The organism is Ferrovibrio sp. GW821-FHT12E11, assembly GCF_058806975.1.
This window is the reverse complement of record NZ_JBXAQG010000001.1, coordinates 3,112,913-3,138,962: the sequence shown is the minus strand read 5'-3', so window position 1 is coordinate 3,138,962 and position 26,050 is coordinate 3,112,913. Positions and strand designations below refer to the sequence as shown.

Here is a 26,050-nt window from a genome sequence, read left to right as displayed (position 1 = left end):
GACCTTGCGCAGACCGCCGTATACAATAGATCATACGACTGCCGAAATCAGTAGGCCGCTGCGAACGAGCCTGACAGGCATCGTGTTTTCCGGGGGGAAAACGGGCGGGATCTGGGTCGGTTCGGGGATAGCACAGGGTGGTAGAGGACAATGAAGCTTTGGGGTCAGGTTATTGTGGTCGGCGTGCTCGCCGCCAGTGGTGCGCTTGCCTACACCTATCGGGACAGCCTGCCCTTTATCGGCGGCAAACAGACAGCCGCCAAGCCCGCCGTTACGACCCCCGCGATTCCGGTCGAAGCCGTACCGGTTCGGCGCATGGAAATCACCCGCACGATTGAAGCTGTCGGCACCGCGCAGGCCAATGAAGCCGTCGCCATCACCGCCAAGAGCAGCGGCATGGTCGAGCGCCTGAATTTCCAGGAAGGCCAGCTGGTCAAGGCCGGCGTCATCCTGGTGGAACTGGAAGCCGCGGAAAGCTCGGCCAATATTTCGGCCCTGCGCGCCGCCCGTGACGGGGCCAAGATGGCCTATGACCGCGCCAAGCAGCTGATCGAAAGCAAGGCCGTGGCGCAGGCCCGCCTGGATGAACTGTCCAAGGCCTATGAAGGCGCCGAAGGCCGCCTGCGCGCCGAACAGGCCAAGTTTTCCGACAGCGTGATCCGCGCACCCTTCGCCGGCAAGCTCGGCCTGCGCCGCGTCAGCCTCGGAGCCCTAGTCCGTCCGGGCGACATGATCACCACGCTGGACGACACCAGCGTCATCAAGCTTGAATTCGAAATTCCGGAAACCGTGCTGAGCGGCATCGCCATCGGCAATACGGTGAGCGCCAAGGCATCGGCCATGCCGGGCAAGAAATTCAACGGCGTGGTCAGCACCATCGACAGCCGCGTCGATCCCACGACGCGCGCCGTGCGCGTGCGCGCCCAGATCCCCAATGCCGACGACACCCTGAAACCCGGCATGTTCATGACCGTGGCGCTGAGCATGGGCAAGGTGCCCGATGCCATGATGGTGCCGGAAGAATCGCTGCTGGCACAGGGCGGCGAGCAGTTCGTCTTCGTCATCCGCGACGGCAAGGCGACCCGCACCCGCGTCACCATCGGCCAGCGTGTTCCGGGCATGGCGCAGATCACCAACGGCCTGCATGCCGACGATCAGATTGCCATCACCGGGCTGCAGCAGCTGCGCGATGGTTCGCGCGTGCGCCAGACCAATGCACCGGGCAGCACGCCGCCGGTTTCCGGCACCGGCGCCCCGGCTCAGAAATCCGCCAGCTGACCTAGCAGGATACAGGACCCAAACCATGGTTCTCTCGGACGTTTCGATCAAGCGCCCGGTCTTCGCGACCGTGATGTCTCTCGTGCTCATCATCTTCGGCCTGTTCGCCCTGCGCGGCATGGCCGTGCGCGAATATCCCGATATCGATCCGCCCGCAGTGAATGTCTCCACCATCTACCGCGGCGCCTCGGCCGAGATCATCGAAAGCAAGATCACCCAGGTGATCGAGGATTCGGTGGCCGGCATCGAAGGCATCCGCTCGATCTCCTCCGCCAGCCGCGAGGAATCCAGCTCGATCAGCATCGAATTCAATCTGTCGCGCAATGTCGATGCCGCCGCCAACGATGTGCGCGACAAGGTCGGCCGCATCCTGTCCAAGCTGCCCGACGAGGCGGACCAGCCGATCATCGCCAAGACCGAAGCCGACGCCCGGCCGATCATCTACATCTCGCTGTTCAGCGACCGGCTCAGCCTGCTGGAAATGACCGACTATGCCGACCGTTTCCTGGTCGACCAGATGTCGGTCATCGACGGCGTTGCCTCGGTGAACATCTATGGCGCGCGGCGCTATTCCATGCGCGTTTATCTCGACCGCATGGCGATGGCGGCCCGCAACGTCACCGTGCAGGATATCGAAGAAGCCATCCGCCGCCAGAATGTCGAGCTGCCGTCCGGCCGCATCGAAAGCAACATGCGTGAATTCACCGTGCGTGCCGAATCCGGCCTGCGCACCGCCGCGCAGTTCCGCAATGTCGTGCTGCGCGAGCAGGACGGCTACCTGCTGCGACTGGGCGAGGTCGCCAAGGTCGAGCTTGGCGCCGAGGACGACCGCACCGAACAGCGCATCAATGGCGTCACCGCTATCGGCCTGGGCATCATCCGCCAGTCCAAGGCCAATGCCATGGACATTTCCAATGGCGTCACCGCCACGGTAGAGCGCCTGCAGGGCAGCCTGCCGACCGGCGTGCGCATGGAAGTGACCTACGACCAGTCGAAATTCATCAGCCAGTCGATCTACGAAGTGTTCCATGCGCTGACCGTGGCGCTAGCGCTGGTGATCGGCGTGATCTTCCTGTTCCTGCGCTCCTGGCGCGCCACGCTGATTCCCGCCGTCGCCATTCCGGTATCGGTAATCGGCTCTTTCATCGTCATCGGCGCGCTCGGCTATTCGATCAACGTGCTGACCCTGCTGGCGCTGGTGCTGGCCATCGGCCTGGTGGTCGATGACGCCATCGTCGTGCTGGAGAACATTCACCGCCGCATCGAGCTGGGCGAACCGCCGCTGCTGGCATCCTTACGCGGCGCCCGCCAGATCGGCTTCGCCGTCATCGCCACCACGGTGGTGCTGATTGCCGTCTTCGTGCCGATCTCGCTGATGGAAGGCAATACCGGCCGCCTGTTCCGCGAATTCGGCATGTCGGTGGCGGCCGCCGTGCTGTTCTCCGGCTTCGTCGCGCTCACTCTGACACCGATGATGTGCTCCAAGCTGCTGCACGACGCCAAGGAAGAAGGCTGGTTCTACCATGTGACGGAGAAGTTCTTCGTCGGCATGAGCAACGGCTACGGCCGCCTCCTGCGCCTGTCGATGGGGGCGCCGGTGGTGGTGCTGGCGCTCGGCGTCGTCGTGTCGATCGCCGCCTTCCTGATGTTCAAGGCCCTGCCGCGCGAATTCGCCCCGATCGAGGATCGCGGCGCCTTCTTCGTCATCATCGAGGGGCCGGAAGGCTCGTCCTATGATTACACCCGCAAGAATGTCGTTCTGATCGAGCAGACATTGGAAAAGCATATCAAGTCGGGTGCCGTCACCGTCGTGCAGTCGAATGTCGCGCCGGCCTGGGGCGGTCGTCCCTCGCCGGTCAATTCCGGCATGATCGTTGTCCGTATGGCCGACTGGGGCGATCGCGACGTCAAGCAGCAGGAAGTGGCCCGTCAGGTCTTCCAACAACTGCAGTCGCAGACCGGTGTGCGGGCTGTCGTCATCAATCCGCCCAGCCTGGGCCTGCCCGGTGCGCAGACGCCGGTGCGTTTCATTCTCGGCGGATCGACCTATGCGCAGCTCGACGAATGGTCCGATCGCGTGATCGAACGGGCTCTGCAGAACCCGAATCTGCTCGGCGTGAAAAAGAACTACCAGCCGACCCGCCCGGAAATCCAGGTGCAGATCGACCGCGACCGCGCCGCCGACCTGGGCGTGCCGATTGAAACCATCGGCCGCACCCTGGAAACCATGCTGGGTTCGCGCGAGGTCACCAACTTCCAGCGCGACGGCAAGCAGTACAAGGTGCTGGTGCAGGCGCCGGTGGAGCAGCGCGTCACGCCGAACGACATGAACAACATCTATGTGCGCGGCAGCAACACCGGCGGCAAACTGGTGCCGCTGGCCAGCCTCGTGACCCTGAAGGAAGGCGCCAATGCGCGCGAACTGATCCGTACCGACCGCCTGCGCTCGGTGATGATCGAAGCCTCGCCGGCACCGGGCTACACGCTCGGGCAGGCGCTGGACTATCTGGATGCCGCCGCAGCGGAGGTGCTGCCGCCGGAGGTGCGCATTTCCTATGCCGGCCAGAGCCGCGAATATAAGGATTCCTCCGCGGCAATCTTCATCACTTTCGGTCTGGCGCTGATCGTCGTCTTCCTGGTGCTGGCGGGCCAGTTCGAAAGCTGGATTCACCCGATCATCATCATCCTGTCGGTGCCTCTGGCGGTAACCGGAGCCCTGGCCGGCCTACTGCTCGCCGGGCAGACGCTGAACGTCTACAGCCAGATCGGCATCATCATGCTGGTCGGACTGATCGCCAAGAACGGCATCCTGATCGTGGAATTCGCCAATCAGCTGCGCGATGAAGGCCGCGATATCTACGACGCTGCCGTGGACGCCTCGATTGCACGCCTGCGCCCCATCCTGATGACCACGATCGCCACCATCTTCGGCGCGGTTCCGCTGGCACTGGCCCATGGCGCCGGTGCCGAGTCCCGTGCCGCCCTGGGCTGGGTGATCGTCGGCGGCATGACCTTTGCCACGCTACTCAGTCTGTTCGTGGTGCCGGTGCTTTATATGCTGCTGGCCCGCTTCACCAAGCCGGCGGGGTTCATCGCCCGCAAGCTGAGCGAACTGGAACAGCGCCCCGATGTCGATGGGGGCAAGGTCGAGCCGGCCGAATAACCTGTCCGTAAGGACAGGTTACCGGTTGATAACCTAGACTTGGTCTGGCGCTGGCTTTCCTATAGCTGGATAAGAATCGCTCGTACCCCTTACCGGCACGCCATGGTCCCGATTTCCAAAAAAGATCAGTCAAATCAAGCCTTTGATACTGCAGTTGCCAGCGCCCAGGCGGCCGTTGCCGGGCTGTCGGACCAGTATATCGGCTGGGTTAACGACGATCTGAAGCGCTTGGACAATGCCATTGCCGGGGTAACCGATGGCAGCAATGCTCAGGCGTTGCGCGATGTCTACGGGGTCGCCCATGACATCAAGGGCCAGGGCAGCACATTTGGCTATCAACTGGTGACCGATATCGGACAGTTGCTGTGTCGCTATGCCGAGACCGCCATCGAGCAGGGCAAGGTCGATCGCGACGTGATCGACGCCCATGTCGCTGCCCTGCGCACGGTGGTCGATAACCGCATCCAGGGCCCTGCTGGCGAACTGGGCGCCGAGATCATCGAGGCGCTGAAAGGCGCCGCCCAGAAAAGCTTCGCTTAAGGCTTTGCCCTGTCTTCGGCGCGCCTGAACGGCCCGGCATAATCCGCGCGCACGGTACGTCGCCGATCCGGCCCGAAATAATCCGAGCTGCGAACGAACTTCCGGGGCCGCTCGACAATTTCCCGCAGGCGCGTGCCCACGGTTTTCGGGGTCAGCGGCGGCACCAGGATTTCATGGGCCCCAGCCTGCAACGCTTGCCGAATCCGCTCCCGCGTAATGGTCTGCGTCACGATGATCGCCGGCAGAAACGGAGTCGGCGACTCCGGATCGCGGCGCAGTCTGTTCACCAGCGCCAGGCCATCCTCCCCGGGCAATTCCCAACGCGCGATCAGGATGTCGAACGCGGCATCCGACGCCGCGCCACCGCACAACAGGGTCCATGCCGGGGTTGCGCCAAGCACAAAATGGGCCTTACGGATTCGCAGGTCGGTCAGCAACCGGCGCCAGGTGGTGGCGATGGTTTCGTCTGGCTCGATAATCAGCAAAGCCAGGCGACTCAAATCGTAGGGCATGCAGGCCAGCCATACCTATATAGGTTCGCATCTCTCAGCCGATTGCCGGCGGCAGCGGTTTGAACCACTCTATAGCGCAACCTGACCAGACTGCCACAGGGCAGCGGAGCGGAAATGTCGAACATACTGACCACCCTTCCCGAGATGCACTTCTACGATCCGGCAAAAGGCCATGGCCTGGCCCACGACCCCTTCAAGGCCATCGTTGGCCCGCGCCCGATCGGCTGGATTTCTTCGCGCGATGCCCAGGGCCGCGTCAATCTCGCGCCCTACAGCTACTTCAATGCCTTTCATGACAAGCCGCCGATTGTCGCTTTCGGCAGCACCGGCTGGAAAGACAGCATCCGCAACATCCAGGACACCGGCGAATTCGTCGCCAATCTGGCAACCCGGCCGCTGGCGGACGCCATGAACAAGACCTCGGCTAGCGTCGAGTCCGATGTGGATGAGTTCGCGCTGTCCGGCCTGACGCCGGCGCCATGCCACAAGGTCTCCGTACCGCGGGTCGCCGAGAGCCCGACGGCGCTGGAATGCAAACTGCTGCAGGTGATCCGCCAGCACGATCTGGACGGTAATCCGCTGGACGCCTGGATGGCTCTGGGCCAGGTGGTGGGCGTGCATATCAACAAGGCCTTCATCAAGGATGGCCTGTTCGATGCCGCCGCAGCGCGGCCGATCATGCGCTCGGGCTATCTGGCCGACTATTTCGAGGCCACGCCGGAAACCAAATTCCGGATGGTGCGGCCGAAATAGACGCCTGCGATCAGGCCGATGCTACCGCATCGCAACAACACAGCAGGCACCATCAACTGGGCGTGAGAGCGGGTCCCTGCGACCCCTCGTCGCGCCCGCAGCGGTCCGGTCCCACTAGCCAGCCGGTCGGGCCGGAGGCTAATATCCGGCACCAGCTAACGATTTGCCGGCACACAATGCCGGCGCGACCAGGCATCAAGCCCCATGGATTACGAAGCCCTCTTCGGCCAGGCGGTCGAGACATTGCGCGCTGAAAAGCGCTATCGGGTGTTTACCGAACTGGCCCGCAACTGCGGCAGCTTCCCTGTGGCCGACAACCACAGCGGTGTCGGCCCGGCCAAGATCACCATGTGGTGCTCGAACGATTACCTTGCCATGGGCCAGAATCCTGTGGTGATCGAAGCGATGCAGAAGGCGGCCGCCGAATTCGGCGCCGGCGCCGGTGGCACCCGCAACATTTCAGGCAACAGCCACGCGATCGTCGAACTCGAAGCCGAGCTGGCCGACCTGCATGGCAAGCAGGCCGCACTCGCCTTTATGTCGGGCTATATCGCCAACCAGACCTCGCTGGCCACGCTGGCGAAGCTGATGCCCGGCTGCGTCATCCTCTCGGATGCCGACAACCACAATTCCATGATCGAAGGCATTCGTCATTCCGGCTCCGAAAAACTGATCTGGCGCCATAACGATGTTGCCCATCTGGAAGACCTGCTGCAGAAACTGCCGGCCGACCGACCGAAGCTGATCGCTTTCGAAAGCGTCTACTCCATGGATGGCGATATCGCCCCCATCCATGCCATCTGCGACCTGGCCGACAGATACGGCGCGATGACATACCTCGATGAGGTGCATGCCGTCGGCCTCTATGGCAATCGCGGCGGCGGCATAGCCGATCGCGATGACGCCATGCATCGCCTGCACATCATCCAGGGCACGCTGGGCAAGGCCTTCGGTGTCGTTGGCGGCTATATTGCCGGCAGCAAGACCATGATCGATGCCGTCCGGTCCTATGCGCCGGGCTTCATTTTCTCGACGGCCATGCCGCCGGCGATCGCCGCCGCCGCCGCCGCCAGCGTACGCTACCTGAAACGCAGCCGGGTCGAGCGGGCCCGCCATCAGGAGCGCGCCGCCACCCTGCGGCGGATGCTGGTCAATGCCGGCCTGCCGGTGCTGGTCAACCAGAGCCATATCGTGCCGGTGATGGTGGGCGATGCCGCGCTCTGCAAGGCGGCGTCCGACATGCTGCTGGCCGATCACGGGATTTATATCCAGCCGATCAACTACCCGACCGTGCCGCGCGGCACCGAGCGGCTGCGCATCACCCCCACCCCGGTTCATACCGATGCCATGATGCAGGCCCTGACCATGGCCCTGCAGGATGTCTGGCAGCGCCTGGGCCTGCGCCGCCAGGCAGCCTGACGGGCGAAGCGGCCCGGGTTCAAAGGGTTACGGGATTTCAACCTCCGCTGACACTACCCCTGTTAGTACCCCTCGGGTACGACAGGCTCATGTCACAAAAGGCCTACAATCCGATTGCCGGTTTCGGTTTTACCGATCAGCAGGTCACCATCCTGCGGACCCGTCTGGCCGTGCCGCAATTCGTCTACATTTCCGGCCCGGCGGGCGGCGGCAAGACCAAGATTGCCCTGCTGCTGGCCGTGTCTTTCTTCAAGGCCTACAACCGGCCGCACCGGCTGGACGGCCAGGACATGACCACGGCGCAGATCCTGCAGGCGGCCAAGGACCACAACACCGGCATCCTGTTCAACGATCTGGCCTCCCCGCATGACTATATGCGGGCCGGCTATTGCGTGGACTGCCGCATGATCGCGCTCGGCGTCGCCTTCGACGGTCCCTCCCGCGGGGAGAGCGCCTATTCCCAGTTGCTCACCCATCTGCCCGGCATGGCGCTGCGCCAGGACGTCACGGTGATCGGCGTCGACCGCGATGAATCCGCCGCCACCCCTGACATGTACAAACTCGACTTCTTCACCACCTGAAAGCCGGCGGCTTGACCGGGCGCTCGCGCTCCGCATGATGGTGGCCCGTCAGCCACACCATTGTCATGACCGAAAACACGCCCTCCGACCCCGTGCATCCCGAATTGCAGCGCCTGCGCAACAGCATCGACAACATCGATGCTGCGCTGATCCACCTCCTGGCCGAACGTTTCGCCTGCACCCAGCAGGTCGGGCAGCTGAAGGCCCGCGAGAGGCTGCCGCCAGCCGATCCCGCCCGCGAAACCCGGCAGATCGCCCGGCTGCGCCAGTTGGCCGAGAACGCCCGGCTCGACCCCGACTTCGCCGAGAAATTCCTGGCCTTCATCGTCAGGGAAGTGATCCGGCATCACGAAGCCATCGCACAGGAAAGCCGGACAAAAGAAAACGGCGCGTAGCCTTCGCCACGCGCCGTCATTTCTGTCCTGGACTGCCCGATGCGCTAAATGCGCCCCATCAGCAGCAACACAATCACGATGATCAGCACCAGGCCGATACCGCCACTGGGGTAATAGCCCCAGCTGCTGCTGTGCGGCCAGCTCGGCACCGCGCCGATAAGGAGAATGATCAGAATAATAAGCAGGATTGTGCCGATACTCATGGCGCCGCCTCCAAAATGTTTAAAGTAGGATCGACTGAAAAAGAAACGCCGGACGGAAGCATCCATCCGGCGTTGTTTTTATTCTCAGGCCTTGCGGCCGAGGAGCAGGAGTACCGCGCCGCCACAAGCGACAGCAGCGCCCCCCACCAGGTACCACATCGTTCGGTCGCTGTAGCGGCCGGTGAAAGTCTCACTCAGTTGCTCCATCGGGGCATCGGACGCATTCATTCCGAAACCCAGCAGGATCAGGCCGGCGACCAGAGCCACCGCGCCAAGGACGCGTCCCATCGGCATGACGGCGCGCTCCTTACTTCACAACCAGATCGTTTTTCACGCCGCGCACGCCCTGCACGTTGCGGGCAATCTGCTCGGCGCGGGTCTTGGAGGCCGAGGTGTCGACGAAGCCGCTCAGCTGCACGGTGTCCTTAAAGGTCTCGACGCTGATCTGCGAAGCCTTGGTCACCGGGTCCTTGATAAGCTCAGCCTTCACCTTGGTGGTGATCGCAGCCGAATCGACATATTCTCCGGTCGATTCCTGCTTGGGAGTCGAGGAACAGGCGGAAACGGCGACGGCGCCGCCCAACATGATGACGACGGCGAGACTGCGGGAGAAATCTGAAATCTTCAGCATGGTGTCTTCCTTTGCTCCAATAGTGGTGCGGTTAGAAATTCGTCGTCTTAAATAGAAAGTGTGATTTTCCGCCTGATGGCATCGCATTGCCATCAGGCGGATGTTGATGCCGAGAGGCAATGATGGTTCGACCCATCACTTCCAAGCGGGCTTGCCGAGATTGATCTGATCGTCATCGGTCAGCGCGCCTGTCGCTGCGCCAGCCGCGCCGCCAAGCACCGCGCCGCCCAGCGTATTACCGGTTAGCGCGCCACCGACGGCACCAACACCGGCACCAATGGCGCCACCCGAAATCGCGCGATCCGTTTTCGACTGACCGCAGGCACTTAAACCCGCGCCAGCCACCATCAGGGTCATTGCCGCCACAGCGGCCATAAGACGGTTTTTCGTCATGTTCGTCATAACTGCCTCCTAATCACGGCACAGCTTCGTTTGCCGAAGTCATGTCATGAGGTTGCTACAGAAACGACCCCATTCCGGAATAGTTCCGGTTGGCGCCCGATTAGGAGAATATGAGCAGCAAATGCGGCAGCCGCACGGCTGCCGGGTGCTTATCGCAGGAATCTCACAGCTTGTGAGATTTCAGACAAAGAAATCCGGGATCAGGTCGGTTTCCGCCGTGCCCGGATAACGATAGCGCGACAGGTCATTGAGGCCGGCGCTGCGCAGCACTTCATCGTCGATAAAGAAGTTGCCGGTGGTTTCCTTCGCCGGCCGCGTGAGGATCACATGGGCCGCGTCGGCCATGATCTCCACCTTACGACATTTCTTGCGGAGCTCAGGCCCGGTGATGACATTCATCGCATCGGTATCGATAGCGGTGCGCGGCCATAGTGCATTGACGCCGACACCCTTGCGACGGAACTCACCCGCCATGCCCAGCACGCACATGCTCATGCCGAACTTCGCCATCGTGTATGCGACATGGGATTCGAACCAGCGCTGCTCCATGTTGAGCGGCGGCGACAGATTGAGGATATGCGGATTCTCGGCCTTGAGCAGGTATGGCAGGCATTTCTGGCTGCACAGATAGGTGCCGCGTGTGTTGATCTGGTGCATCAGGTCATAGCGCTTCATCGGCGTTTCCAGCGTGCCGGTCAGCGAAATGGCAGAGGCGTTGTTGATCAGGATATCGATGCCGCCGAAGGTTTCCGCCGCCTGGCTCACAGCAGCCTCGACCACGGCCTCCTCGCGCACGTCCACCACCAGCGGCAGGGCCTTGCCGCCGGCTTTCTCGATGGCCTCGGCCGCCGTATAGATCGTGCCGGCCAGTTTGGGATTCGGTTCGGTGGTCTTGGCGGCGATGGCGATATTGGCCCCGTCTTTCGCCGCCCGCAGCGCAATCGCCAGGCCGATGCCGCGGCTGGCGCCGGTGATGAACAGGGTTTTGCCCTGCAGCGAACCGGTCCGGATGGTCTCGGTCATGGTCGTCCTCCCGTCGTTTTCGCCATCCTAGCGCGACGGGTGGACTTTGTGGTGCGAAAAGGAAAAGGAATTACTGCGCGGCTTCGGCGGCGCTACCGGCGCGCAGGAACTCATACTGGCCGGCGGCATTCAGACGACGCATCACCTGCCCCGTATGCATCAGGTGATGCAGATGAGCCAGGGCCTCGCCCACGGCCAGGGTCATATGGTCGGTCACGTCACGGCGAAACAGCAGCGGCAGGGCGTCGATCACGGTCAGCGGCCGCTGCTGCATGGCAGCCAGCAGGGCATCCAGACGTACGGCATGGTGCCGCTTCAGCATCGCGGTACGTTTGTGCAGACCGATAAACGGGTCGCCATGGGCGGGCAGCACCAGCACATCGGCCGGCAGATGATCGAACTTGTCGAGCGAGTCCAGATACTGCGTCAGCGGCCCGGCCTCGGGCTCGCCAGGATAGACCCCGATATGCGGCGAGATGCGCGGCAGCACCTGGTCGCCGGAAATCAGCAGGTTCAGGGTCGGACTGAACAGGCAGGCATGCTCGGGCGAATGGCCGCGACCGACAATCACCTGCCAGTCATGGCCGCCCATGGCGATCACATCGCCCTCGGAAATACGGTGGAAGCTGCGCGGGATCGGCGACACGGCCTTGGCGAAATTGCCGAAGCCGCGGGCCTTGAGCGCATCGAGCTGCGCGGCCGTGAAGCCGAGCCGCGTGTAGAAGGCGATCACATCGGCGGGCACTTCAGGCGACTGCTCCAGTTCGAGCATACGGCCGAATGTCCATTCGCCAAAGGTCATCCACAGCGGCGCATCGAAACGCTGCTGTAGCCAGCCGGCCAGGCCCAGATGGTCGGGGTGGAAATGGGTGCAGAGTATGCGGGTGATGGCCTTGCCCTTCAGATGCTGGGCGACAATGCGATCCCAGATCGTCTGCAGGCGGGACGACCGCAGGCCGGTATCGACCAAGGTCCAGCCCTCGGCCTCCTCGATCAGCCAGAGATTGATGTAGTCCAGCCCCGGAATCGGCACTGGCATGCGCAGCCACAGCACGCCCGGCCGCATCGCCATCACTTCGGCATTGCCGGGGCGTCCGGTTCCCTCCTTGGCAAAGGGATAGGTGAGACTGCCCTGATCGGATACGGCAGTGCCATCGATATTGGGGGAGTCGCTGGGTTGGGCGGCGTCGGCCACGCGGCTGGTCCTGGTCTGGGTCATGGGCGGGTTTTGCCCCAGTTTGACGCTTACGTAAGCGTCAAACAAGCGAAGTCCAGCGCTGACGTAGCGTCAGCGCCGGTCAGCCCGTAACGAAAACCCCGGATTTACGCTCGCAGCAGCTCGGGCGTCACCTCGGCCAGCGCCTCGCTGCCCTCGGTCGCGGCCCGGCACAGGCCATCCACGCTGCTCAGCACCTGCTCGGCAAAGATGCGGGCCGAGACGATCTTGGCGGTGAAATAGGAATCGCTGCTGCCCTGCAGGATCTCGGCTTTCGCCGCCAGCGCCTGACGCGCCAGCAGCCAGCCGCCCACCGTGACAGCAAAACCGCGCAGGTAGGGCGTGGCCCCGGCCAGCGCCGCCTCCGGATTCTTCGTCACCTGGCCACCCATCCAGACCGATGCCTGGATGAGCGACTTCAATGCGCCATCGAGATGGCTGTGCAGGCTGCCAAGATCGCCGGCTTTCGCCAGGTCGGCCACCGTGCCGCCGATCTGGGCGAACAGCGCCTTCACCGTCTCGCCGCCATTCAGCGGCAGTTTCCGCATCACCAGGTCGATGGCCTGGATGCCGTTGGTGCCCTCGTAGATCGGCAGGATGCGGGCGTCGCGGTAATGCTGCGCCGCACCTGTTTCCTCGATAAAGCCCATGCCGCCATGCAGCTGCAGGCCCATGGATGCAACTTCGCAACCGATATCGGTGGCCCAGGATTTCGACAGCGGCGTGAACAGCTCGACCATCGCCTTCCAGTTTTTCCGCTCTGCTTCATCGGGATGATGATGCGCACGGTCGATAGCGGCGGCGTTCAGGTAGATCAGGCCGCGGCAGGCCTCGGTCAGGCTGCGCATCAGCATCAGCGTGCGGCGTACGTCGGCATGCTCGATGATCGCCACATGCTGCTCGGCATTCATGCCGGGATGACGGCCCTGCTTGCGCTGCTCGGCGTAATCCAGCGCCTGCTGGTAGGCGCGCTCGGCGATCGCCAGGCCCTGGCAGCCCACCGAGAGGCGCGCATTGTTCATCATGGTGAACATGCAGCGCATGCCCTGGTTCTCGGCGCCCAGCAGCCAGCCGATGCAGTCATCGTTGTCGCCATAACTCATGACGCAGGTCGGGCTGGCATGGATGCCGAGCTTGTGCTCCAGCGACACCACGCGCGCATCGTTGCGCTTGCCGGGCTTGCCCTGGGCGTCGGGAATGAATTTCGGCACGATGAACAGCGAGATGCCCTTGGTGCCGGCCGGTGCATCCGGCAGGCGCGCCAGCACCAGGTGCACGATATTGTCGGCCATGTCGTGTTCGCCATAGGTGATGAAGATTTTCATCCCCTTGATCTTGTAGGTGCCATCGCCCACCGGCACGGCCTTGGATTTCAGCGCGCCGACATCGGAACCGGCCTGCGGCTCGGTCAGGTTCATCGAGCCGGTCCATTCGCCCGACACCATCTTGGGCAGGTACATCGCCTTTTGATCGTCGGTGCCATGCGCAATGATCGCGTCGATGGCCCCCTGGGTCAGCAAGGGGCAAAGCGAGAAGGACAGGTTGGCCGCCTGCACCATCTCCTGTGCCGCCATGGTGACAGCCCACGGCATGGCGCCACCGCCAAGATCTTCCGCGAATGGCATACCGTTCCAGCCGCCATCGACGAATTTCTTGTAGGCATCGGCAAAACCCGGCGCCGTGCGCACCACGCCGTTGTCGACCTTGGCGCCATGCTGGTCGCCGCCGCGGTTGAGCGGCGACAGCACGCCGGCCGCGAATTTCGCCGCCTCTTCCAGCACGGCAGCCACCGTGTCGCCATCGGCATTCTCCAGACCGGGCAACTGGCCGAGTTCAGCCAGGCCGGCGATCTGGTCCAGCGTGAAGCGCATGTCCTTGAGGGGGGCGGCGTAATCCATCTTGGGTCTCCCTTGACCGCAATCTTGGTGTTGCGGCAGGCATAATATGGTCCGGGATGCCTAGCAAGGCCAAGCCCTGCCCGCCTAAACTGCGCCCCATGGTTGACGTAACGATTTCAGAGGCCGCCGCGCGGCTGCTGGCCGGCGATGTGGTCGCCTTTCCCACCGAGACGGTCTATGGCCTGGGCGGCGACGCCACGGACGCCGTGGCCGTGGCAAAAATCTTCGCCGCCAAGGGCCGGCCGGATTTCAATCCGCTGATCAGCCATGTGGCCGATATCGCCCAGCTCGACGATCTGGTGCTGCTGGACAGCCGCGCCCGTCTGCTGGCGGAACGCTTCTGGCCCGGCGCCCTCACCCTGGTGCTGCCACGCAAACCCGGCTGCCCGGTGACGGACGCCGTTTCTGCCGGTCTGCCGTCGCTGGCCTTGCGGGTGCCAGCCCACCCGCTGGCGCGCGACCTGCTGGCCCGCGTCGCCCGCCCGGTCGCCGCCCCCTCGGCCAACCGCTCCGGCCATGTCTCGCCCACCATGGCACAGCATGTGCGCGACAGCCTAGGACCGGAGATCGCCGTGCTGGATGGCGGCGCCTGCCCGGTCGGACTGGAATCCACCGTGATCGGCCTCACCGGGTCGCAGGCATTGCTGTTGCGGCCGGGCGGCATTGCGGCCGAAGCCATAGAGGCTATGCTGGGCGAGCCGCTCGGCCGACCGGTGGATGCAAAAATCCAGGCGCCGGGCATGCTGCTGAAGCATTATGCGCCGCGCCTGCCGGTACGTCTCAATGCCGCCGCAGCGCAGGGCAGGGAAGGTCTGCTCAGTTTCGGCAAGCCGCCGGCCGGCTATGCCACCGTTTTTTCCTTGAGCGACACCGGCGATCTGGCCCAGGCGGCCGCCCGCCTCTATGCGGGGTTGCATGCACTGGATCACGTCGCAGGGCTGGACGGCATCGCGGTAATGCCGATTCCGCAACAAGGCCTTGGTCTGGCAATCAATGATCGCCTCGTCCGCGCGGCGCGCGGTCGCTAGTCATACCGGACGATAGCCCTTCGGCGCTTCTTGCATCAACGCCAGGCTGTTGCCGTCGGGATCGTCGAAAAATGCCATCCACAAATCATGGTCAGGCATCTCGGCCACCAGATGCGCAGCCTGCGTGAAGACCACGCCACGCCCCTGCAGTTCCGGTATGGCGAGCGCAAGGTCGGCGCAACGGAAATAAATCGTGGCACCCGCCGTCTTCACGGCACCCTGCGCCTTCTCGATCAGCAGGCGCACGCCGGCGCAATCGAAGAACAGCAGATCGCCGAACCGGAACAGTTTCCGGAACCCCAGTTTCACGCCGTAAAAATCTTCCGCCCGGTCGACATCGCCGGCTGAAATTGCAATCTGGCCGATCCGGCCAATATCCACCGTCATTCGCCCCTCCTGCCCGTATTGCCATGCGAGAATAGCATCTCCCGCTGGCCGGAATATTGCGATCTTCTGTCATTGCGCTAGGGTTGCGGCCATGAACGCACCGATTGTCACGCCGCTGCCATCCGCCCTGCTCGACCGCTTCAAGGCTCTTGTCGGCCCCAAGGGCTGGGTCACGGATCCCGATGTGCTGGCCCCGCATCTGCGCGAGCAGCGCGATCTCTATGTCGGCAATTCGCCGATGCTGCTGCGCCCCGCCAATACCAAAGAAGTGTCCGCCATCATCAGACTGGCCCGCGAGACCGGGACCAAGCTGGTGCCACAGGGCGGCAATACCGGTCTGGTCGGCGGCAACATTCCGTTCATGAGCAACGACGAGATCATCCTGTCGCTGCAGCGCATGAACAAGATCATCGCCATCGACCCGCTGAACGACACCATCACGGTGGAAGCCGGCTGCATCCTGCAGCAGGTGCAGCAGGCCGCCCGCGAGGCCGACCGCCTGTTCCCGCTCTCGATCGGTTCGGAAGGCAGTTGCACCATCGGCGGCAACCTTTCCACCAATGCCGGCGGCAATGCCGTGCTGCGCTACGGCAACACGCGCGAACTGGCGCTCGGCCTGGAGGTCGTTCTGGCCGATGGCCAGATCTGGAACGGCCTGCGCGGCCTGCGCAAGGACAATACCGGTTACGACCTGAAGGACCTGTTCATCGGCGGCGAAGGGACACTGGGCATCATCACAGCCGCCGTGCTGAAGCTGCACCCGCTGCCCAAGGCGATGGCCACGGCCTTTACGGCAATTCCGAGCCCGGCGGCGGCCATCGAACTGCTGGCGCTGTCGAAAGCCGCCACCGGCGGCCAGGTAACGGGCTTCGAACTGATCTCGCGCCTGTCACTGGATTTTGCGCTCAAGCACAATCCCGGCACGGTCGATCCCGTGTCCGAGCGGCATCCCTGGTATGTGCTGATGGAATTCTCGTCCGGCCGCGATGACGGCAATATTGGCGAGACCATGGAAGCCCTGCTGGCTGAAGGCTTCGAGAAAGGCCTGGTTCTGGATGCCGCGATTGCGCAATCCGACAGCCAGCGGGCTGCCTTCTGGAAAATCCGCGAACTGCTGTCGAGTTCGCAGAAGCCCGAAGGTGGTTCGATCAAATGCGACATCTCGGTGCCGGTTTCGAAAATGCCGGACTTCATCGCACAGGCATCAAAGGCGGTGGAAGCCTACCTGCCGGGTATCCGCGTCGTCGCCTTCGGCCACATCGGCGATGGCAATGTGCATTTCAATGCCTCGCAGCCGGTTGGCTGGGACCGGCTCGAATACCTGAAGCATTGGGATGCCGTACACACCATCGTGCATGACATCGTCCAGAGCATGCAGGGCTCGATCTCGGCCGAACATGGCGTCGGCCGCATGAAGATCGACGAAATCGTGCATTACAAGTCGCCGGTCGAGATCGAGATGATGCGCAGGATCAAACGCGCCTTCGACCCCGACAACATCCTGAATCCCGGCAAAGTGGTCTGGCCGTAATCATTTGGCCAGCACCACCTGGTTGGGCAGCAGCTTCTGCCCAACCAGCAGGGCAGCTAGTAACGTCACGCCAACCGCATCGCCCATCCAGCCCGGCACCAAAGTCATCGCCAGCGCACCGGCAATCATCATGACGCGCTCATAGCTGCGCAGATGCGTGCGGAAATAGCCGTGCAGGCCGGCCGCCAGCATGGCAATGCCGATGCAGGCCGAAATCGTGGCATGGATGATCTCGGGCCAGTCGCCAATCATCAGCAGCGCCGGCTGGAACACGAACATGAAGGGTACGATGAAACCGGCGGCACCGATCTTCACCGCCGCCCAGCCGGCTTTCCATAGATCCGCTTTCGCCAGGCTGGCCGCTGCGTAGACCGCCAGCGCTACCGGCGGTGTGATGGCCGACAGGATCGCGAAGTAGAAGGCGAACATATGTGCCGCCGGCTCGATGACACCCAGTTTCATGATTGCCGGCACCATCAGCGACACCATGACGATATAGGCCGGTGTGGTTGGCATGCCCATGCCGAGGATGATGCCGGCTACTGCGGTCAAAACCAGCGCCAGAAGCAGGCTGTTCTGCGACAGGCCGATCAGCCAGTTGGTGAAGCTGATACCCAACCCGGTCAGCGTGATCGAGCCGATCACCAGGCCAGCACAGGCGCAGGCCATCGCCACTGCCAGCGTGTTGCGGGCCCCGTCTTCCAGGGCCTCGGGGATCAGGCTCCACCGTAATTCCTGGCGCGTGGCGGCCCGCAGCAGGGCTACCGGGAAACAGGCCAGCGTGCCAGCCAGCGCGCACATCGGCGCCGAATAGCCGGCAATCATACCGCCAAGGATGATGGCGACCGGGATGAACAGATGGCCGCGTTCACGCAACACGGCCAGCAGGCGCGGCACTTCATGGGACGGCAGGCCGAGCAGGCCCTGGCGCTTGGCTTCGAAATGCACGGCCCCGAAGCAGGCGACGTAATAGAGGATACTGGGAATCAGGGCCCAGACCGTGACCTGGAAATAGCTGACCGCCAGGAACTCGGCCATCACGAAAGCGGCAGCACCCATGATCGGCGGCATGATCTGGCCACCGGTGGAAGCCACTGCTTCGACGCCGGCCGCAAAATGCTTGGTAAAACCCGAACGCTTCATCAATGGAATGGTGATTGGCCCGTCGACCATCACATTGGCCACCGCCGAACCCGAGATCGTGCCGAACAGCGAGGATGAAACCACCGACACTTTGCCGGGGCCACCGGCCTGCCGGCCGGTCAGCGCCAGCGCAAAATCCATGAACAGCTTCCCGGTGCCGGTGCGCTCCATCACGCTACCGAACACCACGAAGATGGTCACATAGGATGCCGAAACCGCCAGCGTGGAACCGAAGATGCCTTCGGTGGTCATGTAAAGCTGGTCCAACAGCGTCAGTGGATCGACCCGGGTGACGAACAGCGCGTGCCCCATGAAGATCAGAGCCGTGATCGGCAGCGCCCAGCCGATCACGCGGCGCGTGGCATCCAGCACCACGAGCACCAGGCTGAGACCGGCGAGAATATCCAGCGGCTTGAGATCGTCGATATAGATAATGCGGTTGATGAAGTAGTCGTAATCGAGGAACAGGTGACCCAGGCCCAGCGCCGCGCCGGCAAACAACAAAGCATCGAGCCAGACAAAACGGCGCCGCCCGTCAGTGCCTGCAGCAAAGGGATACAGCAGGTAAATCAGCGCCAGGGCGAAGGCCAGGTGGGTGCCACGGAAGATCAGCGCCTGCGGCGGCCCCATGGCGATGACCCACATATGGTACAACGCCATCGTCACGCCGATGGGCGCCACAATCCGCCCGATCAGGGTCCTGCCTTCCATGGTAACGCTCCCCCAAAATCTTAAAAAGTACCGGCGCCGCCCGTTTCTCCGACGGGGCAACGCCGGTCAGTCGCCTCAACTGATCACGGTTACTCTCCTTTGGAGCGCTTACTTCAGCGCGCCGACTTCGCGGTAATACTTCGCCGCACCAGGATGGAAGGGCACGCCGATATCCTCGGCCATGTCCTTCACCGTCATGCGTGACATCGCCTTGTTCACCGCCACCATGTCGCCCATCTGCGTCGCCATCGCCTTGGTCACGGCATAGACCTTGTCCTCGGGCAGCTTGCACGAGGCGATGAAATGCGCCGAATAGGCAATTGCCGGCACATCCTTGTCCTGTTTGGGGTACGTGTTGGCGGGAATCGTACCCTTCACATAGCCGGCATTAATCTTCTTCATCGCCGCCACTTCCGCATCCGTCACCGGCACCATCTTGATGCCGCGCGACGAGGCCAGATCCATCACCGACGAGGCGGGGATCGTGGTGCCCAGCGTAAAGACCTGGGCATGGCCGTCCTGCAGCAGGGCCGCCGCATCGTTATACGAGGCCATGAAGTTGACCTTGCCCATGTCGCTGTAAGCCAGGCTGTTGGCCTTCAGGATATCGACCGAGATGGCTTCGGCCGTATTGCCCTTGGTCTGCACGGCAATCGTCTTGCCCTTCATATCGGCGACCTTGTCGACTTTGGAGTCGGCCAGTGCGACGATCTGGAAATACTGCGGATAGAGATTGGCGATCTGGCAGACATTGCTTGCCTTCTTGTCGAAGGGTGCGCGGCCCTCGATGGCGTCCACCGTGGAGGTCGAGTTACCGAAGCCGAATTCGACCTTGTTTTCCTCAATGCCCTTCACATTGGCGATACCAGCACCCGGCAAGGTCTGGATCGTGCTGCCCGGCAGCGCTTTTTCGAACATTGCCTTGAAGGTGCCACCCATCGGCACCCAGACGCCGCCCTGCGGGCCGGTCATCAGCTTGTAGGTCTGGGCGTTGGCGGCGCCGGCGAAAACGGCCAAGCCGGCGACTGCGCCAGCATAAAAGATGCTGCGATACTGCATGACGTCCTCCCGTTATGTAATTTTTATGCGGGAAGTCTGCGTATGCGTTACTGCCGCGTCAAGCGAAGATCAGAACAGGCTGCCCTGTTTCGGCGGCTGTTGCAGCGCATCATGCGGCAGCAGGCTGCCGTCGCCCAGAATATGGGCGACCGCCGCGCCCTGCTGCTGCAGCGCCGGCGTCACCAGATGGGTGCGATGGCACTGGCGCGGGTCGCGCTCCGCGCACATCATCGCCACCGGCTGCACGCCGGCCAGTGCGAGCAGGTCGCCGATCCCGTGAGCGAAGACCGGCTCGGCCGCCCGCGGTTTCCCACCCAGCGCTGCGCCCAGCCAGCGATAGCCGATACCGGCATCGTCCAGGCTGCGCTCCAGGGCGGCGCGGTTGAACTGCGGGGCGAACCGCGAGGCCGGTGCGGAACGGATATCGGCCAGCAGGCGGATGCCATGCCGCTGCAGCAGGGCCACGAACTGCGCTGCGGTCTGGTTGGAATGGCCGATGGTGTAAACCGTGAGGGTCAGTGGGACCTCTGTGATTAATATCACAGTTACCTATAGGTAACTATTGCAGGATTGGACGCGGTTCGTCCGTACTTATATATACGGCTCTGCCTGGCAGCACAGGGTGGCCGGGCGGGGGATTACAGCATGAAACGCGTCGTCAAGATCGGTGTCTCGATCCTGGTTCTGGCCGTGGTGGCCGGAGGCGGTCTCTATGTGCTCAAGGGCCGCCAGGCAGCCCGGGCAGTCGCCACAACCGAAACCGCGAAATTCGACGGCCTGGAATTCTCGCCGGCCGATCTGGTGCAGGCCACCCGCGCCGATCTGCGCCAGGTGGTGCGCTTCAGCGGCAGCCTGCAGCCGCTCAACCAGAGCCTGGTGCGCGCCGAAGTCGCCGCCGTGGTCAACGAGATCACCGTGCGGCGCGGCGAGCGTGTGAAGAAAGGCCAGCTGCTGGCCCGTCTCGATACCGCCGATGTCGGCGCCAAGCTGCGCGAGAAGCAGAGCAATCTCGACAGCGCCCGCTCGGCGCTCAACCTGGCCCAGATCAATCGCGAAAAGGCCGAGACGCTGCTGCAGCGCGGCGTGAAGTCGCAGACCGCGATGGACGAGGCCGAGAACGCCTGGCGCAATGCCCGCGCCAATGTCGCGGCGCTGGAGCAGCAGCTCGCCATGGCGCGCAAGGCGTTGGGCGATGCCGCCATTTACGCCCCCATCGATGGCTTGGTGGGCGACCGCCTGGTCAATCCGGGCGAGCGCGTCGCCGTGGATGCCAAGCTGTTCGCCATCGCCGATCTCGATACCATGGAAGTGGAAGCCATGGTGCCGGCGCGCGACGTGCCGCAGCTGAAGATCGGCCAGAAGGTCTCGATCCGCGTCGAGGGCTTCGGCGACCGCAGCTTCACCGGCCAGATCGACCGCATCAATCCGACGGCGCAGACCGGCTCGCGCTCGATCCCGGTCTTCATCCTGCTGGCCAATCCCGACCACGTGCTGCGCGGCGGCATGTTCGGCAGCGGCGAGGCCGTGCTGGTTGAGGCCGCGCAGACCGTGGCGATCCCGCAGGAAGCCCTGCGCCAGGATAACGGCGCGCCGGTCGTCTATGTGCTGAAGGACAACAGGCTGCAGCGCCGCGCCGTCACTGTGGCGATCAGCGGCACTGCGGAAGGCCGCATCGGCATCGCGTCGGGCCTGGAGGCCGGCGAAACCGTGGTGGCGACCCCCGGATTGCGCTTGAGCGACGGCCTCGCCGCCCGTATCGCCGGCCGGTAAGGACCCACCACCATGTGGCTCACCCGCATCAGCGTCAACAATCCCGTTTTCGCCACCATGATGATGCTGTCCCTGCTGGTCGTGGGGCTGTTCGCCTATTTCAAGCTCAGCGTCGAGCAGTTCCCCGATGTCGAGTTTCCCATCGTGCTGGTGAATACCAGTTATCCCGGCGCCACGCCGGAAAGCGTGGAAAGCGAAGTCAGCCGCCCTATCGAGGATGCGGTCAACACCATCAGCGGCGTGCGCACCCTCACCTCGCGTTCGCTGGAGGGTCGCTCCACCGTCATCATCGAATTCGAGCTGACGGTGAATGCCGTCGCGGCGACGCAGGATGTGCGTGAGAAGATCGCCCTGGTGACGCCGAGATTCCGCGACGAAATCAAGATGCCCGAAATCTCGCGCTTCTCGCCCGATAACCAGCCGGTCGCCTCGATCACCGTCCGCAGCGAGCGCCGCGACCTGCGCGAGCTGACCACGCTGGCCGATCAGGTGATCCTCAAGCGCCTGCAGACCGTGCGCGGCGTCGGTCAGGCCTATATCGTCGGCGGCCTCAAGCGCCGCATCAACATCTTGCCCAATCCGGAAAAGATGCAGGCCTATGGCGTTGGCATGGACCAGCTGGTCAATGTGCTGAAAGCCGAGAACCAGCAGATTCCGCTCGGCACGCTCACCCGGCCGCAGACCGAATTCGTCGTGCAGATCGAGGGCCGCGTCGCCGATCCGCGCCGGCTGGGCGAGTTGGTGCTGGCCCGCCGCGGCAATACCTCGGTCACCGTGGGCGACATCGCGACGATCGACGACGGTTCCGAGGAAAAGGAGGCTGTCGCGCTGTTCAACGGCGACCGCCAGCTGGCGATCAGCTTCGTCAAGGTACAGGGCTCCAACACACTGGAGGTCATCACCGGCCTGAAGCAGGCGATGAAGGAGTTGCAGCCCGACCTGCCGTCAGACGTTTCGCTGCAGTTCATGCGCGACGACAGCCGCGCCATCCTCTCTTCAGTCAATGGCGTGCAGCGCACTCTGATCGAAGGCGCCATCCTCACCGTCCTGATCGTCTTCCTGTTCCTGAATTCCTGGCGCAGCACCGTTATCACCGGCCTCACCCTGCCGATTGCCGTGATCGGCACGCTGGCCGCCGTGCATGCCGCCGGCTTCACTTTGAACAAGCTGACCCTGATGGCGCTGTCGCTCGCCATCGGCATCCTGATCGACGACGCCATCGTGGTGCGTGAAAACATCACGCGTCACGTCGCCATGGGCAAAAGCCATCGCCAGGCTGCGCTCGACGGCACCAACGAGATCGGCCTGGCGGTGCTGGCCACCACCTTCTGCATCGTCGCCGTCTTCCTGCCGGTCGCCTTCATGGACGGCATCATCGGCCGCTTCTTCCTGCAGTTCGGCATCACGGTGACGGTCGCCGTGCTGATCTCGCTGTTCGTGTCCTTCACGCTCGACCCGATGCTATCCAGCGTCTGGCACGACCCGGACAGCCAGCCCAATGCCAAGCGCGGCCCCATCGGCCGCGCCGTCGGCCTCGTCGACAGGGGCATGGACTGGCTCGGCCGGATCTATCGCCGGATTCTGGCCTGGAGCCTGCGCCTGCGCTGGCTGGTGCTGCTGTTGGCCGTTTTCAGCTTCATTGCCACCATCGGCATCCTGCGCACCGGCGCCATCGGCACCGAATTCCTGCCCGAGCCGGATCTTTCGGAAATCCTGGTCGAGATCACCACCCCGCCGGGCTCGGCCATCGACTATACCGAGGCCAAGATTCGTCAGGCGCAGGACGCCCTGAAGGAATTCCCCGAAGTGGATTATTCCTTCGCCTCGATCAACGCCGGCGGTTTCGCCCGGCGCAATGTCGGCACGCTCTATGTCCGCTTCGTGCCGATCAGCCAGCGTACGAAATCGCCGCAGCAGATGGCGGTGCACTTCCGCGAACGCCTGACCCGCATCGCCGGCATCGACAACATCAATATCGGCCAGGCCAATCTGGGCGGCGGCCTGAACAAGCCGATCATGATCGCGCTGAAGGGCCAGGATATCGCCACGCTCGACCGGCTGACCCAGGAAGCCATGACGATCATGCGCACGGTCCCCGGCGTGGTCGATCTGGAATCGAGCCTGAAGGCCAACAAGCCCACGGTGGCGCTGGATGTCGACCGCCAGCTCGCCGCCGACCTCGGCGTCAGCACCACGGCGATTGCCGCCACGCTGCGTCCGCTGCTGGCCGGCGAGGAAGCCGGCACCTGGAAAGCGCCGGATTCGGAAGACTACAGCGTCTTCGTGCGCCTGCCGCGCGACGATCGTACCGGCATGCCCGACCTTGCCCGCATCTATGTGGCCTCCAGCCAGATGAATGCCGATGGCAATCCGAAGATGGTGGCGCTGTCGCAGGTGGTCCATATCCAGCCCTCCACCGGCTCAACCCAGATCAACCGTCGCGACCTGGCGCGCGAAGTGCTGCTCACCGCCACCACCGATGGCCGTCCGGTCGGCGAGGTCAGCCGGCTGATCCAGACCAGACTGGAAGAGCTGACCCTGCCACCCGGCTACCGCTTCTGGTTCGGCGGCGCCTCGAAGGACATGAAGGAGTCGGCCGGCTATGCCGCCGCCGCGCTGCTGCTGGCGGTGATCCTGATCTACCTGATCCTCGCCTCGCAGTTCGCCAGCTTCCTGCAGCCTATCGCCATCATGGCCTCGCTGCCGCTGTCGTTGTTCGGTGTCGTCGTCGGCCTCTGGGCCTGGGGTTCCACCTTCAGCATGTTTGCCGTCATCGGCTTCATCATGCTGATGGGCCTGGTGACCAAGAACGCCATCCTGCTGATCGATTTCGTCAACCATGCCCGCCGTGAGGGCATGGCGCGCACGGAGGCCATCCTGGAAGCCGGCGAAATCCGCCTGCGCCCGATCATGATGACCACCCTGGCGATGATCTTCGGCATGCTGCCGCTGGCCTTTGCCGTCGGCGAAGGCGCCAAGCAGACCGCCGGCATGGCCCATGCGGTGATCGGCGGCTTGATCTCGTCCACCCTGCTGACCCTGGTGGTCACGCCGGTGATCTTCACCTATCTGGACGATCTGGGCGCCTGGGCGAGCCGCAAGCTGGGCAAACTGCCCGATGACCACGGCACCGATGACGCTGGGGCAAGGCAGCCCGCCGAATAACCGGCATCTTGTCACCATCCTGTCGCCGGCCCATATATAGACTAGAACAGAAAAGAACCGGGCCGATCAGACGGGAGGATCGCATGTCGCAGACCGCCACGCAGAAAGACAGTATTGCCGTCACCAGCGTCTTGATCGACAAGACCGACCTGACCCAGACGAAGACCGCCACCGGCACCCTGCGGCAGAGCGACCTGAAGCCGGGTGAGATTCTGCTCAAGGTCGACAGCTTCGCCTTCACCGCCAACAACATCACCTATGCCGAGCTTGGCGAGAAAATGGCCTACTGGGCCTTCTTCCCGACTGAAGACGCGCGATGGGGCATGATCCCGGTCTGGGGCTTTGCCGATGTGATCGCCTCCAATGCCGAGGGCATCGCGGTGGACGAACGCATCTATGGCTACTTCCCGATGGCCAGCCATCTGGTGCTGCAGCCCGCCAAGATCACCGACAACACCTTCCTCGACTCCAGCCCCCATCGCACCAAGCTGCCGGCGGCCTATAACCATTACATGCGGGTGACCAGCGACCCGACCTTTGCCGAGCCCTTCGATGCCTGGCAGGCCCTGCTGCGGCCCCTGTTCATCACGTCCTTCCTGATCGACGATTTCCTCGCCGATGAAGGTTTCTTCGGCGCCGAAGCAGTCGTGCTGTCCAGCGCCTCGGCGAAAACCGCCTTCGGCCTGGCGCATCAGCTGCACAAGCACAAATCCGTGCAGGTGATCGGACTGACCTCGGCCGGCAACCGGGCCTTCGTCGAAGACCTGGACTGCTATGACACCGTCGTGACCTATGACCAGATCACCAGCCTGCCGCGTCAGAAGGCCGTCTATGTCGATTTCGCCGGCAGCGCCGACCTGCGCCGCGCCGTGCATGAGCATTACGCCGACGACCTGACCTACAGCTGCGCCGTCGGCCTGTCGCATCGCGAACTGAATCCGCCCGGCGGCAAGGACCTACCCGGCGCGCGGCCGATCTTCTTCTTCGCGCCCGACCGTATCGTCAAGCGCAACAAGGACTGGGGCCGCGGCGGCCTTGATATGAAACTGGCATCGGCCTGGACCGATTTCGTGCCGCTGCTGCAGCGCTGCCTCACCGTGCATCGCGGCAGCGGCATCAGCACGGTTGAGGCCGTCTACCGGGCAACGCTTGCTGGCCAGGTGAAGCCGAACGAAGGCCATATGCTGAGCCTGTGGGAGTAAATCGTGGATGCCACGCAAGCGTGGCATGACCGACTATAAA

Annotated in this window: 24 protein-coding genes; 12 read left to right on the top strand and 12 right to left on the bottom strand. The window is 63.4% G+C overall.

Going from position 1 to position 26,050, the window contains the following annotated elements:
- Positions 1 to 150 precede the first annotated feature (150 nt).
- The 3 genes from AC1ROT_RS15585 (at position 151) to AC1ROT_RS15575 (ending at position 4,981) form a co-directional block, all read left to right on the top strand.
- Positions 151 to 1,278: an efflux RND transporter periplasmic adaptor subunit gene (locus tag AC1ROT_RS15585; protein WP_493000073.1), complete on the top strand. Its 1,128-nt coding sequence runs from the start codon at positions 151 to 153 to the stop codon at positions 1,276 to 1,278.
- 25 nt (positions 1,279 to 1,303) lie between these two features.
- Positions 1,304 to 4,441 carry an efflux RND transporter permease subunit gene (locus tag AC1ROT_RS15580; protein WP_493000071.1) on the top strand — a complete coding sequence of 1,046 codons (3,138 nt, stop codon included), beginning with the start codon at positions 1,304 to 1,306 and terminating at the stop codon, positions 4,439 to 4,441.
- A gap of 102 nt (positions 4,442 to 4,543) precedes the next feature.
- Positions 4,544 to 4,981, top strand: coding sequence for an Hpt domain-containing protein (locus tag AC1ROT_RS15575; RefSeq protein WP_492971659.1), 438 nt, complete (start codon positions 4,544 to 4,546; stop codon positions 4,979 to 4,981).
- Here AC1ROT_RS15575 and AC1ROT_RS15570 read toward each other — a convergent pair.
- The gene (locus tag AC1ROT_RS15570; protein WP_493000069.1) at positions 4,978 to 5,493 is read right to left on the bottom strand and encodes a response regulator; all 516 of its coding nucleotides are present in this window, start codon (positions 5,491 to 5,493) and stop codon (positions 4,978 to 4,980) included. The two genes, AC1ROT_RS15575 and AC1ROT_RS15570, sit on opposite strands and share 4 nt — an antisense overlap.
- Before the next feature lie 114 nt (positions 5,494 to 5,607).
- On the opposite strand from AC1ROT_RS15570, the gene AC1ROT_RS15565 reads away from it, so the two are divergent.
- The 4 genes from AC1ROT_RS15565 (at position 5,608) to AC1ROT_RS15550 (ending at position 8,641) form a co-directional block, all read left to right on the top strand.
- Positions 5,608 to 6,246 (top strand): flavin reductase family protein, encoded by a 639-nt coding sequence (locus tag AC1ROT_RS15565; RefSeq protein WP_493000067.1) that lies wholly within the window; start codon positions 5,608 to 5,610, stop codon positions 6,244 to 6,246.
- Between the two features lie 204 nt (positions 6,247 to 6,450).
- Complete coding sequence (hemA, locus tag AC1ROT_RS15560; protein ID WP_493000066.1) at positions 6,451 to 7,665, top strand: 5-aminolevulinate synthase; 1,215 nt, start codon at positions 6,451 to 6,453, stop codon at positions 7,663 to 7,665.
- Between the two features lie 89 nt (positions 7,666 to 7,754).
- Complete coding sequence (locus AC1ROT_RS15555) at positions 7,755 to 8,246, top strand: P-loop NTPase family protein (protein WP_493000065.1); 492 nt, start codon at positions 7,755 to 7,757, stop codon at positions 8,244 to 8,246.
- Positions 8,247 to 8,311: 65 nt separating this feature from the next.
- A complete protein-coding gene (locus AC1ROT_RS15550; RefSeq protein WP_493000063.1) occupies positions 8,312 to 8,641 on the top strand; it encodes a chorismate mutase in 330 nt (109 codons plus the stop codon).
- A 44-nt stretch (positions 8,642 to 8,685) separates the two neighbouring features.
- On the opposite strand, the gene AC1ROT_RS15545 is transcribed toward AC1ROT_RS15550, so the two are convergent.
- The 7 genes from AC1ROT_RS15545 to AC1ROT_RS15515 all read right to left on the bottom strand — a co-directional run bounded on the left by AC1ROT_RS15545 (position 8,686) and on the right by AC1ROT_RS15515 (position 14,014).
- Positions 8,686 to 8,844, bottom strand: coding sequence for a DUF3309 family protein (locus AC1ROT_RS15545; protein ID WP_492971665.1), 159 nt, complete (start codon positions 8,842 to 8,844; stop codon positions 8,686 to 8,688).
- An 84-nt stretch (positions 8,845 to 8,928) separates the two neighbouring features.
- Positions 8,929 to 9,132 carry a DUF3185 family protein gene (locus AC1ROT_RS15540; RefSeq protein ID WP_492971666.1) on the bottom strand — a complete coding sequence of 68 codons (204 nt, stop codon included), beginning with the start codon at positions 9,130 to 9,132 and terminating at the stop codon, positions 8,929 to 8,931.
- A gap of 19 nt (positions 9,133 to 9,151) precedes the next feature.
- Positions 9,152 to 9,475 carry a BON domain-containing protein gene (locus AC1ROT_RS15535; RefSeq protein WP_492971667.1) on the bottom strand — a complete coding sequence of 108 codons (324 nt, stop codon included), beginning with the start codon at positions 9,473 to 9,475 and terminating at the stop codon, positions 9,152 to 9,154.
- Positions 9,476 to 9,610: 135 nt separating this feature from the next.
- The gene (locus tag AC1ROT_RS15530; protein ID WP_492971668.1) at positions 9,611 to 9,877 is read right to left on the bottom strand and encodes a YMGG-like glycine zipper-containing protein; all 267 of its coding nucleotides are present in this window, start codon (positions 9,875 to 9,877) and stop codon (positions 9,611 to 9,613) included.
- 180 nt (positions 9,878 to 10,057) lie between these two features.
- Positions 10,058 to 10,900 (bottom strand): SDR family oxidoreductase, encoded by an 843-nt coding sequence (locus AC1ROT_RS15525; protein WP_493000061.1) that lies wholly within the window; start codon positions 10,898 to 10,900, stop codon positions 10,058 to 10,060.
- A 70-nt stretch (positions 10,901 to 10,970) separates the two neighbouring features.
- Positions 10,971 to 12,119, bottom strand: a complete 1,149-nt coding sequence (locus AC1ROT_RS15520) for an MBL fold metallo-hydrolase (RefSeq protein WP_493000060.1) — start codon at positions 12,117 to 12,119, stop codon at positions 10,971 to 10,973.
- A gap of 104 nt (positions 12,120 to 12,223) precedes the next feature.
- The gene (locus tag AC1ROT_RS15515; RefSeq protein ID WP_493000059.1) at positions 12,224 to 14,014 is read right to left on the bottom strand and encodes an acyl-CoA dehydrogenase; all 1,791 of its coding nucleotides are present in this window, start codon (positions 14,012 to 14,014) and stop codon (positions 12,224 to 12,226) included.
- Between the two features lie 98 nt (positions 14,015 to 14,112).
- Between AC1ROT_RS15515 and AC1ROT_RS15510 the strand changes: the two genes are divergently transcribed.
- Positions 14,113 to 15,042, top strand: a complete 930-nt coding sequence (locus tag AC1ROT_RS15510; RefSeq protein ID WP_492971672.1) for an L-threonylcarbamoyladenylate synthase — start codon at positions 14,113 to 14,115, stop codon at positions 15,040 to 15,042.
- On the opposite strand, the gene AC1ROT_RS15505 is transcribed toward AC1ROT_RS15510, so the two are convergent.
- On the bottom strand, positions 15,043 to 15,429 hold the full coding sequence (locus tag AC1ROT_RS15505) for a VOC family protein (protein WP_492971673.1): 387 nt from the start codon (positions 15,427 to 15,429) through the stop codon (positions 15,043 to 15,045).
- A gap of 91 nt (positions 15,430 to 15,520) precedes the next feature.
- On the opposite strand from AC1ROT_RS15505, the gene AC1ROT_RS15500 reads away from it, so the two are divergent.
- Positions 15,521 to 16,960: an FAD-binding oxidoreductase gene (locus AC1ROT_RS15500; protein WP_493000058.1), complete on the top strand. Its 1,440-nt coding sequence runs from the start codon at positions 15,521 to 15,523 to the stop codon at positions 16,958 to 16,960.
- On the opposite strand, the gene AC1ROT_RS15495 is transcribed toward AC1ROT_RS15500, so the two are convergent.
- From AC1ROT_RS15495 to AC1ROT_RS15485, 3 genes are all read right to left on the bottom strand, one after another.
- A complete protein-coding gene (locus AC1ROT_RS15495; protein ID WP_493000057.1) occupies positions 16,961 to 18,814 on the bottom strand; it encodes a TRAP transporter permease in 1,854 nt (617 codons plus the stop codon).
- 108 nt (positions 18,815 to 18,922) lie between these two features.
- Positions 18,923 to 19,873: a TAXI family TRAP transporter solute-binding subunit gene (locus tag AC1ROT_RS15490; protein ID WP_493000056.1), complete on the bottom strand. Its 951-nt coding sequence runs from the start codon at positions 19,871 to 19,873 to the stop codon at positions 18,923 to 18,925.
- 69 nt (positions 19,874 to 19,942) lie between these two features.
- On the bottom strand, positions 19,943 to 20,416 hold the full coding sequence (locus tag AC1ROT_RS15485; protein ID WP_493000054.1) for a DUF488 domain-containing protein: 474 nt from the start codon (positions 20,414 to 20,416) through the stop codon (positions 19,943 to 19,945).
- A gap of 102 nt (positions 20,417 to 20,518) precedes the next feature.
- Here AC1ROT_RS15485 and AC1ROT_RS15480 point away from each other — a divergent pair, with 102 nt between their 5' ends.
- The 3 genes from AC1ROT_RS15480 to AC1ROT_RS15470 all read left to right on the top strand — a co-directional run bounded on the left by AC1ROT_RS15480 (position 20,519) and on the right by AC1ROT_RS15470 (position 26,010).
- Entirely contained in the window at positions 20,519 to 21,643 is a 1,125-nt protein-coding gene (locus AC1ROT_RS15480) for an efflux RND transporter periplasmic adaptor subunit (protein ID WP_492971678.1), read from the top strand.
- Positions 21,644 to 21,655: 12 nt separating this feature from the next.
- Positions 21,656 to 24,808 carry an efflux RND transporter permease subunit gene (locus tag AC1ROT_RS15475; protein WP_493000052.1) on the top strand — a complete coding sequence of 1,051 codons (3,153 nt, stop codon included), beginning with the start codon at positions 21,656 to 21,658 and terminating at the stop codon, positions 24,806 to 24,808.
- 83 nt (positions 24,809 to 24,891) lie between these two features.
- Positions 24,892 to 26,010 (top strand): DUF2855 family protein, encoded by a 1,119-nt coding sequence (locus tag AC1ROT_RS15470; protein ID WP_493000051.1) that lies wholly within the window; start codon positions 24,892 to 24,894, stop codon positions 26,008 to 26,010.
- Positions 26,011 to 26,050 lie beyond the last annotated feature (40 nt).

Coding starts and splice junctions, on each gene's coding strand:
- AC1ROT_RS15585 (WP_493000073.1), top strand. CDS start 151: ATGAAGCTTTGGGGTCAGGTTATTGTGGTCGGCGTGCTCGCCGCCAGT.
- AC1ROT_RS15580 (WP_493000071.1), top strand. CDS start 1,304: ATGGTTCTCTCGGACGTTTCGATCAAGCGCCCGGTCTTCGCGACCGTG.
- AC1ROT_RS15575 (WP_492971659.1), top strand. CDS start 4,544: ATGGTCCCGATTTCCAAAAAAGATCAGTCAAATCAAGCCTTTGATACT.
- AC1ROT_RS15570 (WP_493000069.1), bottom strand. CDS start 5,493: ATGCCCTACGATTTGAGTCGCCTGGCTTTGCTGATTATCGAGCCAGAC.
- AC1ROT_RS15565 (WP_493000067.1), top strand. CDS start 5,608: ATGTCGAACATACTGACCACCCTTCCCGAGATGCACTTCTACGATCCG.
- hemA (WP_493000066.1), top strand. CDS start 6,451: ATGGATTACGAAGCCCTCTTCGGCCAGGCGGTCGAGACATTGCGCGCT.
- AC1ROT_RS15555 (WP_493000065.1), top strand. CDS start 7,755: ATGTCACAAAAGGCCTACAATCCGATTGCCGGTTTCGGTTTTACCGAT.
- AC1ROT_RS15550 (WP_493000063.1), top strand. CDS start 8,312: ATGACCGAAAACACGCCCTCCGACCCCGTGCATCCCGAATTGCAGCGC.
- AC1ROT_RS15545 (WP_492971665.1), bottom strand. CDS start 8,844: ATGAGTATCGGCACAATCCTGCTTATTATTCTGATCATTCTCCTTATC.
- AC1ROT_RS15540 (WP_492971666.1), bottom strand. CDS start 9,132: ATGGGACGCGTCCTTGGCGCGGTGGCTCTGGTCGCCGGCCTGATCCTG.
- AC1ROT_RS15535 (WP_492971667.1), bottom strand. CDS start 9,475: ATGCTGAAGATTTCAGATTTCTCCCGCAGTCTCGCCGTCGTCATCATG.
- AC1ROT_RS15530 (WP_492971668.1), bottom strand. CDS start 9,877: ATGACGAACATGACGAAAAACCGTCTTATGGCCGCTGTGGCGGCAATG.
- AC1ROT_RS15525 (WP_493000061.1), bottom strand. CDS start 10,900: ATGACCGAGACCATCCGGACCGGTTCGCTGCAGGGCAAAACCCTGTTC.
- AC1ROT_RS15520 (WP_493000060.1), bottom strand. CDS start 12,119: ATGACCCAGACCAGGACCAGCCGCGTGGCCGACGCCGCCCAACCCAGC.
- AC1ROT_RS15515 (WP_493000059.1), bottom strand. CDS start 14,014: ATGGATTACGCCGCCCCCCTCAAGGACATGCGCTTCACGCTGGACCAG.
- AC1ROT_RS15510 (WP_492971672.1), top strand. CDS start 14,113: ATGGTTGACGTAACGATTTCAGAGGCCGCCGCGCGGCTGCTGGCCGGC.
- AC1ROT_RS15505 (WP_492971673.1), bottom strand. CDS start 15,429: ATGACGGTGGATATTGGCCGGATCGGCCAGATTGCAATTTCAGCCGGC.
- AC1ROT_RS15500 (WP_493000058.1), top strand. CDS start 15,521: ATGAACGCACCGATTGTCACGCCGCTGCCATCCGCCCTGCTCGACCGC.
- AC1ROT_RS15495 (WP_493000057.1), bottom strand. CDS start 18,814: ATGGAAGGCAGGACCCTGATCGGGCGGATTGTGGCGCCCATCGGCGTG.
- AC1ROT_RS15490 (WP_493000056.1), bottom strand. CDS start 19,873: ATGCAGTATCGCAGCATCTTTTATGCTGGCGCAGTCGCCGGCTTGGCC.
- AC1ROT_RS15480 (WP_492971678.1), top strand. CDS start 20,519: ATGAAACGCGTCGTCAAGATCGGTGTCTCGATCCTGGTTCTGGCCGTG.
- AC1ROT_RS15475 (WP_493000052.1), top strand. CDS start 21,656: ATGTGGCTCACCCGCATCAGCGTCAACAATCCCGTTTTCGCCACCATG.
- AC1ROT_RS15470 (WP_493000051.1), top strand. CDS start 24,892: ATGTCGCAGACCGCCACGCAGAAAGACAGTATTGCCGTCACCAGCGTC.